This is a genomic window from Pararhizobium sp. P1_E7 (assembly GCF_056405855.1).
Genome location: NZ_JBFUBH010000007.1, coordinates 18,201 through 32,755, shown reverse-complemented (window position 1 = coordinate 32,755; position 14,555 = coordinate 18,201). Strand labels below are relative to the sequence as shown.

The window sequence follows — 14,555 nt, the reverse complement described above, 5'->3', positions numbered from 1 at the left end:
TTCGGCTCTGCGCAAAGCCAGAGACTGGTGATTTCTCGTGTTGATGGGAATCGGACTGCGGGCCTTCTGCGTTTTCTGTGTTAGTAGCAGATACTCAAGGTGCCGACGCATAAGCGTGCGAATGGATTTTTTTAAACGAGCGCATCGCCCTGGGCTTCACAGGCCCGCCATCTGGTTGGCGCGAAGGTCAAGTTTTGCGTGGACTCCTAAAATGCCATCAGATTTATTCACCTGATATTTCCACCGAATCCCCCAAGATAGCGTCCCCTGCAAAAGCCCCGTTTACCGATGACTCAGCAATTTCGCCAAGCCGTAAACATCCCGCATATCAAGATAGCAACGCTCGGCGCGCTTGCCTGTGCCTTTGGGGCGATCGCAGCCGTTTGCGTAATAAGCCTGCTTATTCCCGACCATCCGTTTTGGGCGGAATTGACCGCAGTGGCGGCGATAACGGCAGCTGTTACATTTCCGCTTCACTATGCGCTTTGTCGACGCCACGAAGCACTTCGCGAGACCCAAAAAGAACTTCAGCACGCACTCTGCCATGATCCCGTCACGGGTACACTGCGCGCCAACGCATTTGCGACGTCGGTCGAGCATGCGATAGACCGCAGGCGCCTGAGTACGGCTGAAAGCCAGGATGGCGTGATGCTCGTTCTCAGGGTCGGCAATTTCGATGAGATCGGTCGTCGCTATGGCCCGCAATGGGCAGATACGCTGCTTCAATCGATTGCTCGGATCGTCCATTCTTCCGTGCGCTATGGTGATCTCGTCGCCCGCCTTGCCTCCGACGAACTCGGGATCTATCTGCCAGGCGCAACAACGGAAAATGCCAGAGACATCTGCGAGCGCATCCGCGCGCGGATAGACGAGACCACCTTCACTGCAGGGCAAGAGCGCCATATACCGGTGACGGTGCGGCTTGGCGGTACAAGGGTCGGGGACCAGGCCAACTTTCAGGCGCTCCGCGAGGCAGCGAACCACGCCGCCGTTGCGGAGGAAGAGGCTGGCCCCCCCCTGTTCCGGGAGCTGTTTTCGTGACAGGGAGGCTTTCGGGCCGCGGAATGCGAACAGTTGTGGCCGCCTCTGCAACGCTTCCCCTGTCGGGCAATCGAACCTGAGGTATCGGCGCGGCGGCCACGGACGCCGTTGCCCGTCATCTGAATGCGGCGCCGCTGAGTTGTGGGCATGTGCTAACCCGCGGCGTCCTTAACGATCCGTCCCACCGCCTCGTCAAGCGACCGCGACCAATGCGGCATGGTCCAGCCGAAGGCCGAGGCGAACTTGGTGGTGGACAGTTGCGTGTTCAATGGGCGCGGTGCCGACGCGGCAAATTCGGCGGCGGTTATGTCACGAACCTGCGCCCACGGCCCCCCACGAGCGCGGCTTAAGGAGAACACATGACGCGCGAAATCGGCCCATGAGGTCGTGCCGCTTCCCGCGAGGTGATAGGTCCCGTATGCCCCGCCCTCACCCATCGCAACGGCGGCGTTTAAGATCGCGTCGGCGATGTCGAGCGCCGACGAGGGATTGCCGCGCTGGTCAGCGACAACCGAGATTTCGTTGCGCTCACGCGCCAGCCGCAGCATCGTTAGTACGAAGTTCGTCCCGAACGGACTGTAGACCCAGCTTGTCCGCAAGATGAGATGGCGGGGGCTCGCCGCCGCCACGGCGATTTCGCCCGCGAGCTTGGAAGCGCCGTAGACATTCAGGGGCGCCGGCGCATCCGTCTCGCGGTAGCCGCCCTGCTTCTTTCCGTCAAAGACGTAGTCGGTCGAGAGATGGATGATCGGCACTCCGAGACGGGTCGCCGCCTCGGCGACTGCCCCGGCGCCGGTCGCGTTGATCCGATAGGCCAGTTCCGGCTCACGCTCAGCCCGATCGACGGCCGTATAGGCTGCGGCTGAAACGACAAGCTGGGGGCGCAAGGACGAAAGCGCTGGCCAGATGGTCTCGGGCCGGGCCAGATCGAATTCGGGGCGCCCGAGGGCGAACACCTCGACATGGGGCAGCGCTCGCGCCCGCTCGACCAAAGCCAGGGCGACTTGGCCCGTGGTCCCGGTTACGGCAATCCTCATGCCAGGCGTCGCTGACGTTCGCCCAGACGCGTACCAGAATAGCGCCGGTGCCGGATCGGCTCCCACCACCACCGGTTGGCCAGGTACCAGTCCACCGTCATGCTTAGCCCTTCGTCGAACCCCAACTGCGGCTTCCATCCAAGCTCTCGCTCGATCTTGGAGGGATCGATGGCATAGCGGCGGTCATGACCCGGCCGGTCGGGGACGAACGCGATGAGATCCCGATAACTTCTGCGCAGCTCGCGCGGTCGCCTGATGTCGAGGAGATCGCAGATACGCTCGACAACGGCGAGATTGCTGCGCTCGGCGCGTGCGCCGATGTTGTAGCTTTCGCCGGGCCTTCCTTGCCGCACCACCAGCTCCAGCGCGCGGGCATGGTCCTCCACATGCAGCCAGTCCCGCACATTGATCCCCGTGCCGTAGACCGGCAGTGGCTTCTCTTCGATGGCGTTGATGATGGCGAGCGGGATCAGCTTCTCGGGAAAGTGATAGGGTCCAAAGTTGTTGGAGCAGTTGGACGACACGACGGGTAACCCGTAGGTGTGAGCCCATGCGCGCACGAGATGATCTGAGGCAGCCTTCGAGGCCGCGTAAGGCGAGGACGGGGCATAAGCCGTCTTTTCGGTGAACACGCTCCCATCGAACGGGAGGTCTCCAAACACTTCATCTGTGGAAACGTGATGGAACCGGAAGCGTTCGCGCGCGTCTGTCGCGAGCTCGCTCCAATAGGCAAGCGCGGCATTAAGCAGGCGAACGGTACCGACGATGTTGGTCTCGATGAATATGTCCGGCCCGTCGATCGAGCGATCAACATGGCTTTCGGCTGCGAGGTGCATCACCGCGTCGATCTTCTCGCGGCGCATAATCTCGAGCATACCCCGCTCGTTGCCGATGTCGGCGCGATAGTGAACGTAGTTCGTCTTCCCCTCGATCGTCCGCAAGGAGTCGAGATTGCCCGCATAGGTCAGCTTATCGACATTGACAACGCGCTCCGCGCCGCCCGCCACCAGTTGGCGGCAAACCGCGGAACCTATGAAGCCCGCGCCGCCGGTCACGAGAATCCGTGTTGCCGCCGCCATCAGGCCACCTCCCCGAAAACCGTCGCCTCGGCCAGAAGCGGCGCGCCGCGATCCTTCGCCGACAGCAGCAGGTCGCGGGCATCCACTGGCCAGTCGATCCCGATCTCCGGATCATCGAAACGGATCGCCCGGTCGTGATCCGGAGAATAGAAATCACTCACCTTGTAGAGAATCTCCGTATCCGGCTCCATCGTGACGAAGCCGTGCGCAAAGCCCGCCGGCACCAGGATCTGATTGCCCTTCTCGGCCGAGAGTTCGATACCGACCCATTTGGCAAAGGTCGGCGAGCCGCGGCGAAGATCGACTGCGACGTCGAAAACGCGCCCCCGGACGACCCGGACGAGCTTTGCCTGCGCGCGCGGCGGGAGCTGATAGTGGAGTCCCCGCAGGGTGCCGGCTTTGGCCGAATAGGAATGATTGTCCTGCACGAAGGTCGTATCGATCCCCTTCGCAGCGAAGGCGGCTGCGTTGTAGGTTTCGGTGAAGAAGCCGCGCTCGTCTTCATATCTGCGCGGCGCCAGCTCCAGCACGCCGTCGAGGCCGAGGGAGCGAAACTCAGGCATCGGCAAGCTCCCGGATCCGGCGCCGCAGATAGACGGCATAGTCGGTCTGTCCCAGCATTGCGGCCCGCGCCAGAACCTGGTCCGCCGAAAGATAGCCAAGCTCGAAGGCGATCTCTTCCGGGCACATGATCTTCACACCCTGACGGTATTCGATGGTGCGCACGAAGGATGAAGCGTCGTGCAGGCTCTCATGGGTTCCGGTGTCAAGCCAGGCATAGCCCCGGCCAAGCCGGCGAACGTGGAGATTGCCGCGATCGAGATAGGCACGGTTGACGTCGGTGATCTCCAGTTCCCCCCGGCCCGAGGGGCGCACGGAGGCCGCGATGTCAAGCACGTCGTTGTCGTAGAAATAGAGACCCGTGACCGCCCAGTTCGACTTGGGGCTCGCAGGCTTTTCTTCGATCGCGTCGGCCTTGCCGGTCGTTGTGTTGAAGCTGACCACGCCGTATCGAGCCGGATCGTCGACATGATAGGCGAAGATGGTGGCGCCGGCCTGCTTGGCGGCCGCGTCCCGGCAGATTTCCGCAAGTCCCGCTCCGTAGAAGATGTTGTCTCCCAGAATGAGAGCGACCGGACTGTCTCCGACAAATTCTCGGCCGATGACGAAGGCCTCGGCCAGTCCGTTCGGCTGCGCCTGCTCCGCATAGGAAATCGAGAGGCCGAGCGCGCTTCCGTCACCGAGAAGCCCCTCGAAAAGCGGCCTGTCGCGCGGTACCGTGATCACCAGTATCTCGCGGATTCCCGCCAGCATCAGCGTGCCCAGCGGATAGTAGATCATCGGTTTGTCGTGGACGGGCAGCAGTTGCTTCGAAACCGCTATGGTCACCGGGTAGAGCCGCGTTCCGCTACCGCCTGCCAGAATGATCCCTTTCATGCCGTTTCTCCCGTTGCCATTTCCACGCGCCACCCGCCGCGGTCACGCTCGGACCGGGAATACAGAAGGGGACAGATCACATTGGTCATCTCACCGATCCTTCACCGGTATCCGGTTCGGTGGCCGCCACGCCGGCCGGGCTCAAGGCGCCGCAACGCCAGACGCTGTAGACCGGCTGGGTATCCCAGTCATAGTAGAAGGCCGCTTCCAGCGTTCGCGCCGCCATGCCTTGAGCGAAGACGCGACGCATGGCGCGGATCGCCCCTTCGCGCTCCCGGTCGTCGATCGGGCAAGAAACCGCGGTGTTGGCAATGCCCCATTCGGTCACCCAGCATGGCTTGCCCTCCCCTTCAGGCTGGCAAAAGTCGAGGAGCGTCGTCACATACCGCACAAGCGCCGCGTCACCTTTGCGCCCCGGATAGACATGAATGCCATAACCATCGATCAACGCGTCGATCCCCCGTTCCCGCAGGAGTGAGACAAACGCGCCGGGATCGAGCCGTTCCATCCCGCGATAGTCCGCCTCGTCCGCGCCGATATCGGAAAGTCCGGCGGAAATCAGAAGCGCGCCGCGGCTATGCACCGTCGCCCGCAACTCCTCTCGGGTGATCCGGACGGCGCCGACATATGCGTCGAGCCCGCGCTCGAAGGCCGGGCGATTTGCGACTTCCGAAACGCTGCGCGGTGTCTGCCGCCCAGGTTTTTCGTAGACGACGAGGTCGCCATTGTAGGCGCTGTAGTTGATTTCGTTTCCGGGCTCGACGGCGTCGATGCGAATGCCCATGCCATCAATGCGGCGAAGCGCTGCGCGCAGCTGCGCGCGGTAAAGATCGAGGTCGAGATCGGAAAGCCGTTGGACGTCCCAGATGCGGCCGAAACCGGTGCGAGGGCGCACCTCCGCCGGATAGTAGTCCTTGTTGCCGAGCTGGATCTCGACAAGGATTTTCAGATCCAGTCGGTCTGCCATTTCCAGCGCTTCGATGCTCTTCTCCACCGGCCGCGACAGCGAAAGCCGGACATGGCTGATGCCACTCGCCGCGATCTCCCGCAGCACGCGCTCCTGATCGGCGCGGGAAAGCCAGGCGAGGTTGACCCGGTTGATACCGATGCGATCGGGCAACGCATCGCCCGCGTCCGCCAGCGGCGCCGGGGCAAAGGCCCAGAACGTCGCCAGCGCGCAAACGAGAAGCGGTCGAGCCACCGCTTTCATCCTCTCAAAGCCCAATCTGCCCCAGAGCATTTCGGAAATTCGCCTCGCAAGCGGAATAGCGGTCGATCACGGCCTGCGTGTCTATCTTGGCGAGGAAACTCGACAGATATGCGCGCTTGTCCGCTTCCCGGTTCCAGGTCGCGGCCTCTATGTAGGGAAAGCCGATGAACTCCAGCATTTCCCGCATGCGGTCGTCGACCGCGATCATGAGGGCGGGTGTGCCGGCTTGCATACCGATGATGCAGCCGTGGAAACGGCGGCCGAAGCAGAGATCGCGCGAGGACATCGCGCCCCGCCACTGGTTCGTGTCGAAATAGACCAGCAGCTCGGATTTCCGCTGCCATTTTTCCGAATGCTTATATTCGGTCGCGCCAGTGATGCGCCCGCTCGCCCGGTCATAGACGATGTCGTTGTCGTCGCCGGTCAGGGAGAGGTTGTAGGCAACCACCTCGTCCTGGACCACATAGCTTGCGACGCTGTCGGGCTTGAGCAACGCATGTGCGTCGACGATCGTATCGGCAACACTGCCGAGATAGCCGCCGAAGACGATCTTCTGGGCTTCTGCCAGTCCCGGATTGGCAAGGGCCGAAAGCGAGCGCTTCATGTCATTGGGAGAGAAATAGAGCGACGGGCAGCCGGTCGGCTTGACGAACTTCATGCCCTGCTCCCTGAGAAACTCGGCAGTGAAATAGCCGCGGGTAAGGAAGAAGCTCTCCTTTTTCCTCAAGACATCAAGGAACTGGAGCGTGCCGGCCGGCAGCAGTTCCTTGAGACCCTCCTTGCGCTGGATACCGATGCCCATCACCACGATCGGCATGTTCAGCTTGGCGAAGACTTCAGCTTCCAGGTCCGCGGAGTAGCCGGGTCGCAAGAGGTTGGCGGAGGCGAAAACGCAAATATCGAACTCGCGGTTGACGCTCTCGTAAAGGTCATCCGATCCCCGGTTGTTGGCGAGGTGCCAGAAGGGAAGGTATGTGACGTCATGACCGCGCAAGCTTTCGGCCGCGCCCTCGCCGATCAGGTAGTTGCCGGTATTGGCGATCCGCCTGACCTGGGAAATGAGGTCCTTCTTGGTGCTGGTCTGGTCAAAATAGGGCCGGTGGACCACAGTCGTGCCCGAAACCTGAGCAATCGTTCTCTGCAGATAAGACGGAATTCCCGTTAGCAAAATACGCATAACTATCCTCTGAACCGATAAATGGTGGCCTTCGGGCCATTAATTCGCGATGCCGATTTCACGAAGCGTCGTGCGGAAGGCGCGCTCGCGGTCGGAATACTGGTCGACAAGTTCGGTCGTGTTGAGCTTTGCCAGATGATCGGCCACGAACTCGGCGCGGTTCTCCGCTTTGTCGATCTCGGCGATGTCGACGGCGGGCAGGCCGGTGAAGCCGAGCATCTCGCGCATGCGGTCGTCCACAGCCACCATCAAGCTCGGCACGGCCGCCTGCATGGCAATGATCGATCCGTGGAAACGTCGGCCGAGGTTGAAGTCCATCGAAGAAGCCCAGGCGCGCCACTGGTTGGTGTCGAAGAAGGTGCGAACCTCAAACCGCTGCTTCTCCCGCTCCGTGCCGGGATAGGCCAGATCGCCGATCATCAGGCCCGATGCGGAATCATAGACGCGCCCCTCATTTTTGGGCTCCACCTTCATGTCGAAGTGGAGGAACTCGTCCTGCACTACGTATTGCGGCACAGTGTCCTGCGGGGCCAGCGCATTCGCGTCGAGGATCGCATCCTGGTTGCCGCCGAGGTACCCTGAAAAGATCGTCCGCGCCTTGCCGATCTTCACGCTCGACAGCTTCTTCATCGATCGGCGCATGTTGTCCGGCATGAAATAGACGGAAGGGCAACCGGTCGGGCGCACGAAATTGAAGCCCTGGTCCTTCAGGAAGCCCGCCGACTCGTAGCCGCGCGTCAGGAAATAGTGCTCACGCTCTTTCAAGACGGCCAGGAGCCGCTTCGTTCCCTCCGGAAGATTGTTCTCCAGGTCCCTGCGGTTTTGCAGGCCGATGCCCAGCATGACGATCGGCATGTTGAGCCGGCTGAGCACATCCGCCTCGGCGTCCGCGGAGAGCCCTTTGCGCAGGAGATTCGCGCAGGTGAACACGCAGATGTCGAAGTTGGCATTGAACTCGTCGAATCCATTGCCGCTCTTGCTCAAATTGTAGAGATGCCAGAAGGGAACTTGCTTGGCATGCGGCGCGAGCGCCCGCAGGGCGCCCTCACCGATGAGATAGTTCCCGGTGTTGCTGATGTTGCGCAGCTCCTGCAGAAACTCCTCTTTCATTTCCGGCTGCTTCTGCCGCTCTGCATAGGAGACTGACAAGCCTTGGGCGCCATTGGCAAGGCGCGTGTAGTGACCAGGAATACCCGTCACGAGAATTCGTGGGCGCATTCGACTAACCTTTCTGTTTCAGAGAAGCGGCCCGGCAATCAGCCAACTGCCGCGACCGCGGGATTTGCCGCCGCTTGCTCGCGAAAGACCGCGGCGCGGGACAATGATGAATTCTTCACGGAGCGATCGCTCCACGAGATGAAATCCGAGAAGGAGGAAGCCCATGAGCGGCGTGCGGCGGTCCGGATGCAGCCCTCCATGAGCGGCGCGAGCCTCTCGCGATTGCGCGCAACCTCCTCAATGATCCGCGCCATCTCCCTCACCACCTGAGGATCGGAGGACGCGTCGATCAGTATGCCGTCCTCGCCATCGGAAATAAGCTCGTCCACGGCGCCAACCGCGGTCGCGATGGGTACGCAGCCGAGCTGCTGCGCCTCGGCAATCATCAGCGGTGCACCCTCCCACCGCGACGGCATGACGAGAACGTCGGCCCAGCCCAGCGCCTTGATCAGATCCTTGCTGGCGAAGACGGGCGGGCGCACATCGACACCCAGATCCTTCAGCCGTTCGCCCCAGGAGCCCTTGGAATCGGCGAGTATTTCCCCTCCGATGGCCCGGGCGTCGAAGGGGACGTTGGAGGCGCGCAGTATCGCGAGCGCCGCCGCCAGCCGGTCGATACCCTTCTGCTGATCGAGCCGGCCCATGTAAAGAAGGCGCAACCGGTCATCCTTGCGCTCGATCCGCCTGACGGCAAGAACCTCCGCCAGGGCCTTGGGCGGCACCGAGAAGCTTGCTCCGTTCGCAACGGCGAAGACTTTCTCGTGCGGGACGCCGTAGCTGTGCAGATAGATCTTGAGCTGTTCAGAGCAGGTCAGGAAGGCATCATAGCAATGCTCGTGGGCAATCGCAGCGAAGGGCTGGCCGGCGGGCCGCTTGAAGATTGTGTTGTCCACGACGTGAAGATAGCAGGCGGTGCGCGTGCCTTCGGAGCGCAGCCGCGCGATGAGGGGATGGACGGCCATCACGTGGTTGTTGATGACCAAGTCGAAGCCGGAAAGCTGGCCCTTGAGCGCCTCCCAGTCGACCGCATGCCCCTCGGCGATAAAGTCCTGTCCCAGGAAGGAGCCCGACGCTCCCCAGGCCGGAATTCCAGCGTCCCAAAAGTGAATGTAGTCGAAGCTGGAATCGAATTCATCGATGACGTCCATGCGGGACGTGCCGAGCACGAAGAGATGGGTTTCGTAACCCGCCGCTTTCAATTCCCGGGCGGCGGCATAAACGACCTTCTCGGCACCGCCGAACGAAGCGTTTGGTACGAGTAACGCCACCGTCCGCTTGCCCTCGCTATGCCCGAGCGGCAGGACCGGCGATCCTCCGACCTCCTTGCGCAGCGCCTTGTGGAGATCGGTGTAGCCTACGAGCCGCGCGGGACGCCAGGTCCAGCGCCTGCCAGCCGTCTCGCGCAGGGGGCTGGAGGCAATCGCATTGAGACAATTGATCAGTACCTGCTGAGGCGTGATGAGAGAGCGGCGCGGGAGGCTTCTTGGAAAAGGGAAACGCACTTTCAGAACGGCCGATGTCGGCCATACCTGCTGACTTGCGATCGAGGCGAACCAGTCCACGGCATTGTTCTGGACCACGTCCTGGACGAGCCGGGTCGACAGGAAGACGAGATCGGCAGGACCGATTTTTTGTGCGCCCGGCCCATGAACGACCGGCTCGATTTTGCGCTGGGCGGCATCGTTGGCGAGCTGGACGAAGACGACGTTGTTGGTCTCGCTCAGGCGCTCGAGATGGGCAAGCACGTTTGGCAGCATGCGTGAACGCCGCAGAAGGTCGAGCGCCGCGCCGCTTCCCGCCACCAGGAAAGGCGGGAAATGTTCATTGTCGGGCTCGCCGATATTCCCCCAGAAAGCCGGGATGATATCGTCGAGGCGAAGCATCGCCGGTGGCTTGGTGGGATCGGTGAAGAATGAGATCGCCGTGTCTTCCGTTCGTGCAAACAGATAGCGCGGGCAATCCTCATGCTCGAAATCCACCAGCATCGGGCGCTGGAACAACGGCATGTGGCGCTTGCGCAGAAAGCTTACCGACGTGGCGCGGTCCCGGTTGGCTTCCTTGAAGCGGCTCTCCGCCCTCAGCCTGTATTCGAAGACAGTGTCGTGGCAGGGCGTGCCGACGAAACCATGCTCGATGCACGACAGCCAAAATTCCCAATCCTCGAAACCGTTCTGCCTGTCATCGTTGAAGCGGACGCCCTCCTGGAAGACATCGATCGAGATCATCGATCCCGTGTCGCAGATATTGTCGGTGATGCAGTGGACCAGCCGCGAATAGCGGTTGCCGTAGTGGGCGCGCCAACTTACCGAAAATGTGTCGATATTCGTGTAGACCCAGCCGCAGCCGCTGGAGCGGAGCTGCCGATAAAGCGTCTCGATGGTGCCGGGAAGAATGCGATTGTCGGCGTCGAGGAAATAGACAGCTTTCGCCTCGGGAAAGTGTTCGAGGACGAAGTCGATGGCGCGATTGCGGGCGCCGCCCGGACCGGCGTTCTGGCCGAACATGACGTGGATGAAAGGATGGGCTGCGGCGTAGAGCAACAGTTGATCGAACGTCTCATGCCGTGGATCGCCGTCGACCGAGACGACGATGACGATCCGGCAGTGGCTGAGATTCGAGGCAAGCACCGACTCGATCGCCTCCAGGGCAAGCGCCGCGTGACCATAGAGTGGCATGGCCACGGCGATCAGGTCTGTCAACTCCCGGTTACCGGACATCGGCAGCCTCCGTCGATTGCTTGACCAGTCTGAAGCCGGACACCTTGAGCCAGGAGAAATCGACCGAATCCGTGACGGCGCGGCTGAGGATCATCAGATCCATCGGGCCGCGTACCGGTTCGTCCAGCTGGATGTTGATATTGACGACATGACTGGAAGTGACTTCGCGCCATCCGCTGAAGAATGCCGACGGTTTGGCCGTGCCCTTTCGCGCAACCTCTGCCACTTCGGAGCGTGCATTCGAATGCGCCGGCGCAAGCAGGAAGCTGACCGCTGCAGGCTGTCCTTCCGGGTGATCGATAATGGCATTCGCCGAAAAGGATATCGTCCCCGGCTCGATAGCGCGACTGACCGCGCCTGCCGATATGCCGCTCGGCAACGGATGGCAGACGATGGAATGCTCATGCTCGAGAAAGCGCACCGTCTGGAATTCCGGAACCATGGGCGTGACCGAAACATCCGCGACCTGGCTCAACGTATCCACCGCCAGGCGATAGTCGACAGTGTATTGACCTTCGAGCAGGGCGCTCGGTCCAATCATGTTGGGTGTGCTGGCAGGCTTCACCCCTGGCAGCCCCGTGAACACCTTGAACGCCAGCGGGCGCAAATCGAGATCCGGATGCGGAAGTTCCGACCGCGCCGAATAGCGCTCGCCGGCGATCGGATAGCCGAGCGAAAGCCCGACGATCTCTGGACCGGTCGCGGAGACCCGCAGCCGAAGGGTACGCGCGCCTCCTCCGCAAGCCCGGGGCAGCGAGAAGAAATTCCAGTTCGCCACGAGTTGCGCATAAGGCACGATCCACTCGGCCACACCTTCGCCGCTCTCAAGATAACTCAATGCGACGACAAGCTCTCCGCTGATTTTGGGCAGCGAGTGCAGGTGAAGAGCAAACCCTGCCACGCCAAGGCTTGATACCGGCAGCAGTTGCTCGACAAAAGCGGTGGCAAGCAACTGTCCGATCCCCTCGTCCTTTGGATCGGCATGGGGATCGTGGGAGAAAATCTCGGAAACCGGCTCCCAGTTTCGCGCCTGGAATGCATCTTCGAGCGCCCGATAGTTTTCCAGCAGCGTTTCGCGCTCCCGGCGCAGGATCGCAAGCTCCGAGGTGATTGAAGCGCTGTACCGGGCGAGCCGGCCAACGCCGCCCTCGGTCAGCGCCCGCAGAAGCGGCAAACTGTCCGAAACGTTGGCGGGATCAAGCCGCTGGACGGGAATCGGCGGGATCGTTCCCAGCGAGCCAAACAGCGCCAGGCACTGCTGCAGATCCGCCTCGCCTTCGTCGGAAAAGGCGACGGCGATCAATGGAAACGTATTCTGCAATGTCGCCGGAGGACGGTTATTCGCCTCGAGGTAAACGACCAGATGCTCGATATCGCTCCCCTCGAAGCATGATCGGTCCCGGTCGGATGCCGCTATTAGCTTTCTCGCCACCAATTGTTTCCCAATGCCGGAAGACATCAACCCTTGCACGCATGACCCCTGAAGAATTATGTCGAGAAAAAACAAAGAGCGCGAATAATCAGATGCTTAATCAGACAATCCGGCGCCGTTGACAATAAGCCTAACAACTAACATTGCGGTGCACAATGCTAAAATTCAACAACTTCAAATAAAAATATTTCTGATATAATTAAAAAATCAAAGTAATACTTTGTTATTTTGTACATCAGCCGCGGACTAGGGATTTTCCGATCAATTTCTCAAGAATATCCTGTTGACGATCAAGGCAGTCCGCCAATCGGAAACGCCTCTCGATCGTCCGGCGCGCGGCGGCACGCATCCCGATGTGGTGTTCCGGATTTTTCAGGGCGCCGAGAATGGCCTCCGCGAGTGCGTCCGCGTCGAAGAATGGCACCAACAGGCCGTTCCGGCCGGCGCGTATGACCTCCCGGACAGGCGCGGTATCCGATCCAATGACCAGAGCGCCGCACGCCATTGCCTCCAACACCGACCAGGACAAAACGAACGGATAGGTCAGGTAGAGATGCGCGGCCGAGATCTGGAAAAGCTGCCGCAAAACCGAATGCGGCACCACGCCGGGAAACAGGATATTTTCCGGCGGTATGTCCAGCGATTCCAACAGGTGGTCCTTCCACGCCCCGCCGCCGGGCGGGGGAACGCCATAGCTGGTGCCATCTCCGCCGACAAAAACAAACAGCGCATCGGGACGTTGCCGCACAACCTTCGCGGCAGCTTCCAAAACCTGTGGAAATCCGCGATACGGCTCAAGGTCGCGCGCGACAAAGGTGACAATGGGGGGACCACCAGCCGTGAGCACACGTCCGTCCGGAAGCCTGACCGAAGCTGTCGGGTCCGGTCGAAACCGCGCCGTATCGATGCCCTCGTGACACACCGAAATGCGCCCCTGGGCGTCGGCGGGGTACAGACTTCTCTGCCAATGGGTGGGGCTGATGCCGGCCTCAATGGCCTCAAGCGACAAGAGCTGCGCGATGTTGCGCAGCCGCAGCCTCTTTCGCGTCTCCAGATCGGGCCGGTCGTCGGGGGAGAACCCTATGTCCGCCCCTTCCGACCGGTAGAAGAACTCGCAATATCCCAATGCGGGCACCCGCGGCAGCACGTCCTTCAAGAACATCATGCTGCCCCAGCCGATATGGCCGACGACAACATCGGGCACCAGCCCCTGCCGCGCCATGGCGTCGAGCGTTTCGGCGACGCGATGGCCGATTCGCGCGTGATGATCGGGAGTACCCATGTGCCGGGCCATGTGTGGATTTGCGCGCGGGCCCGATTCCGCTCGATGGCGAACGACGCGAACGGATGGGATCTTCTGATCTATGGTTTCGGTGATGAGGCTGACCTCATTGCCCGCCTGCGCGAGCTGGGCGGCCAAGGCAGCGAACTGGCCGAAGCCCCGCCGATGAACAAATGCCACGTGCATCGCGCCTAGTCCGCCATTGCCGGGCCCACGGCATCACGCACCACTTAGACGCCGTACCGTGAAGCGGTGCCCCACGCCAGTTCGAGCTGGTGCAGCGTCTGGAAAGCCGTCTCAAGCATCCGCTGGTCCTGATCGCCACGATTCACCGCGCGCTCGTAGGACATGGCCGCGTCACGGAGATTTGCCCTCAGTTGCCGCCCCTTCTCTGTCAACTTGATGCGTGCGGACCGCTTGTCGCGCTGGGAGGCAACGCGATCAATGTAGTCGCCGTCGGCAAGCTGCTTCAGATAGTAGGAAACATTGGAGCCCACATAATGCCCACGGTCCAGAAGCTCGGCGACCGAGAGTTCCGAGTCGCCGATTGCCAGTAGAATCATCGCCTGTGCCGGCCCGACGTCATCGACACGAAGCTTGGTCAGCTCCGCCCGAATGAGGCCCGAAAACCGTCGGCTTGCCCGTTCCATGAGGCGAGCAAGCTCGAAATAGGTAATCTGCCGGAGGTCACCAAACTCGGCGTCCTGAGGATACCCAGGGTCGGTTTGTGCTGCCTGCCCCTTATTTCGAATTCCCAGATCTTCACTCAGCTCGGACAGAATGAGCACATTATCTTCTTTCACTTCACTCTCCATTTCGGAAAAGTACTTCAAAAATTGAAGTAATCTTCAAATATGCCCGTCACCTCGAATTAACCTGAGCTTGCACAAGCCCTCCCTTCTGTGCCAGATTGGCAAAAGCAATA

The 14,555-nt window shown here is 61.2% G+C and carries 12 protein-coding genes; 1 reads left to right on the top strand and 11 read right to left on the bottom strand.

The window, feature by feature from the left end; all coding sequences use genetic code 11:
* Window positions 1-288: 288 nt before the first annotated feature.
* A complete protein-coding gene (locus AC1D17_RS10175) occupies window positions 289-1,041 on the top strand; it encodes a GGDEF domain-containing protein (RefSeq protein ID WP_477565292.1) in 753 nt (250 codons plus the stop codon).
* Between the two features lie 152 nt (window positions 1,042-1,193).
* Here AC1D17_RS10175 and rfbD read toward each other — a convergent pair whose 3' ends face one another.
* The 11 genes from rfbD to AC1D17_RS10120 form a co-directional block, all read right to left on the bottom strand.
* Window positions 1,194-2,078 carry a dTDP-4-dehydrorhamnose reductase gene (gene rfbD / locus AC1D17_RS10170; RefSeq protein WP_477565291.1) on the bottom strand — a complete coding sequence of 295 codons (885 nt, stop codon included), beginning with the start codon at window positions 2,076-2,078 and terminating at the stop codon, window positions 1,194-1,196.
* Complete coding sequence (gene rfbB, locus AC1D17_RS10165) at window positions 2,075-3,157, bottom strand: dTDP-glucose 4,6-dehydratase (RefSeq protein ID WP_477565290.1); 1,083 nt, start codon at window positions 3,155-3,157, stop codon at window positions 2,075-2,077. Before rfbB ends, rfbD begins: the two co-directional genes overlap by 4 nt.
* Window positions 3,157-3,720, bottom strand: a complete 564-nt coding sequence (rfbC, locus tag AC1D17_RS10160) for a dTDP-4-dehydrorhamnose 3,5-epimerase (RefSeq protein ID WP_477565289.1) — start codon at window positions 3,718-3,720, stop codon at window positions 3,157-3,159. Before rfbC ends, rfbB begins: the two co-directional genes overlap by 1 nt.
* Window positions 3,713-4,594, bottom strand: coding sequence for a glucose-1-phosphate thymidylyltransferase RfbA (rfbA, locus tag AC1D17_RS10155; RefSeq protein WP_477565288.1), 882 nt, complete (start codon window positions 4,592-4,594; stop codon window positions 3,713-3,715). The genes rfbC and rfbA overlap by 8 nt, the downstream gene beginning before the upstream one ends.
* Before the next feature lie 85 nt (window positions 4,595-4,679).
* Window positions 4,680-5,804, bottom strand: coding sequence for a glycoside hydrolase (locus tag AC1D17_RS10150; protein ID WP_477565287.1), 1,125 nt, complete (start codon window positions 5,802-5,804; stop codon window positions 4,680-4,682).
* A gap of 4 nt (window positions 5,805-5,808) precedes the next feature.
* The gene (locus AC1D17_RS10145; protein WP_477565286.1) at window positions 5,809-6,981 is read right to left on the bottom strand and encodes a polysaccharide pyruvyl transferase family protein; all 1,173 of its coding nucleotides are present in this window, start codon (window positions 6,979-6,981) and stop codon (window positions 5,809-5,811) included.
* Between the two features lie 39 nt (window positions 6,982-7,020).
* The gene (locus AC1D17_RS10140; RefSeq protein ID WP_477565285.1) at window positions 7,021-8,199 is read right to left on the bottom strand and encodes a polysaccharide pyruvyl transferase family protein; all 1,179 of its coding nucleotides are present in this window, start codon (window positions 8,197-8,199) and stop codon (window positions 7,021-7,023) included.
* Between the two features lie 38 nt (window positions 8,200-8,237).
* Window positions 8,238-10,916 (bottom strand): glycosyltransferase, encoded by a 2,679-nt coding sequence (locus tag AC1D17_RS10135; protein ID WP_477565284.1) that lies wholly within the window; start codon window positions 10,914-10,916, stop codon window positions 8,238-8,240.
* Entirely contained in the window at window positions 10,906-12,375 is a 1,470-nt protein-coding gene (locus AC1D17_RS10130; RefSeq protein WP_477565283.1) for a DUF6212 domain-containing protein, read from the bottom strand. Before AC1D17_RS10130 ends, AC1D17_RS10135 begins: the two co-directional genes overlap by 11 nt.
* Window positions 12,376-12,583: 208 nt before the next feature.
* Window positions 12,584-13,816, bottom strand: a complete 1,233-nt coding sequence (locus tag AC1D17_RS10125; protein ID WP_477565282.1) for a glycosyltransferase family 4 protein — start codon at window positions 13,814-13,816, stop codon at window positions 12,584-12,586.
* A gap of 44 nt (window positions 13,817-13,860) precedes the next feature.
* Entirely contained in the window at window positions 13,861-14,433 is a 573-nt protein-coding gene (locus AC1D17_RS10120; RefSeq protein WP_477565281.1) for a MarR family winged helix-turn-helix transcriptional regulator, read from the bottom strand.
* Between the last annotated feature and the right edge of the window lie 122 nt (window positions 14,434-14,555).

What these genes read in the sequence shown, in the direction of transcription:
- AC1D17_RS10175 (WP_477565292.1), top strand. Translation starts at nt 289, where the DNA reads ATGACTCAGCAATTTCGCCAAGCCGTAAACATCCCGCATATCAAGATA.
- rfbD (WP_477565291.1), bottom strand. Translation starts at nt 2,078, where the DNA reads ATGAGGATTGCCGTAACCGGGACCACGGGCCAAGTCGCCCTGGCTTTG.
- rfbB (WP_477565290.1), bottom strand. Translation starts at nt 3,157, where the DNA reads ATGGCGGCGGCAACACGGATTCTCGTGACCGGCGGCGCGGGCTTCATA.
- rfbC (WP_477565289.1), bottom strand. Translation starts at nt 3,720, where the DNA reads ATGCCTGAGTTTCGCTCCCTCGGCCTCGACGGCGTGCTGGAGCTGGCG.
- rfbA (WP_477565288.1), bottom strand. Translation starts at nt 4,594, where the DNA reads ATGAAAGGGATCATTCTGGCAGGCGGTAGCGGAACGCGGCTCTACCCG.
- AC1D17_RS10150 (WP_477565287.1), bottom strand. Translation starts at nt 5,804, where the DNA reads ATGAAAGCGGTGGCTCGACCGCTTCTCGTTTGCGCGCTGGCGACGTTC.
- AC1D17_RS10145 (WP_477565286.1), bottom strand. Translation starts at nt 6,981, where the DNA reads ATGCGTATTTTGCTAACGGGAATTCCGTCTTATCTGCAGAGAACGATT.
- AC1D17_RS10140 (WP_477565285.1), bottom strand. Translation starts at nt 8,199, where the DNA reads ATGCGCCCACGAATTCTCGTGACGGGTATTCCTGGTCACTACACGCGC.
- AC1D17_RS10135 (WP_477565284.1), bottom strand. Translation starts at nt 10,916, where the DNA reads ATGTCCGGTAACCGGGAGTTGACAGACCTGATCGCCGTGGCCATGCCA.
- AC1D17_RS10130 (WP_477565283.1), bottom strand. Translation starts at nt 12,375, where the DNA reads ATGTCTTCCGGCATTGGGAAACAATTGGTGGCGAGAAAGCTAATAGCG.
- AC1D17_RS10125 (WP_477565282.1), bottom strand. Translation starts at nt 13,816, where the DNA reads ATGCACGTGGCATTTGTTCATCGGCGGGGCTTCGGCCAGTTCGCTGCC.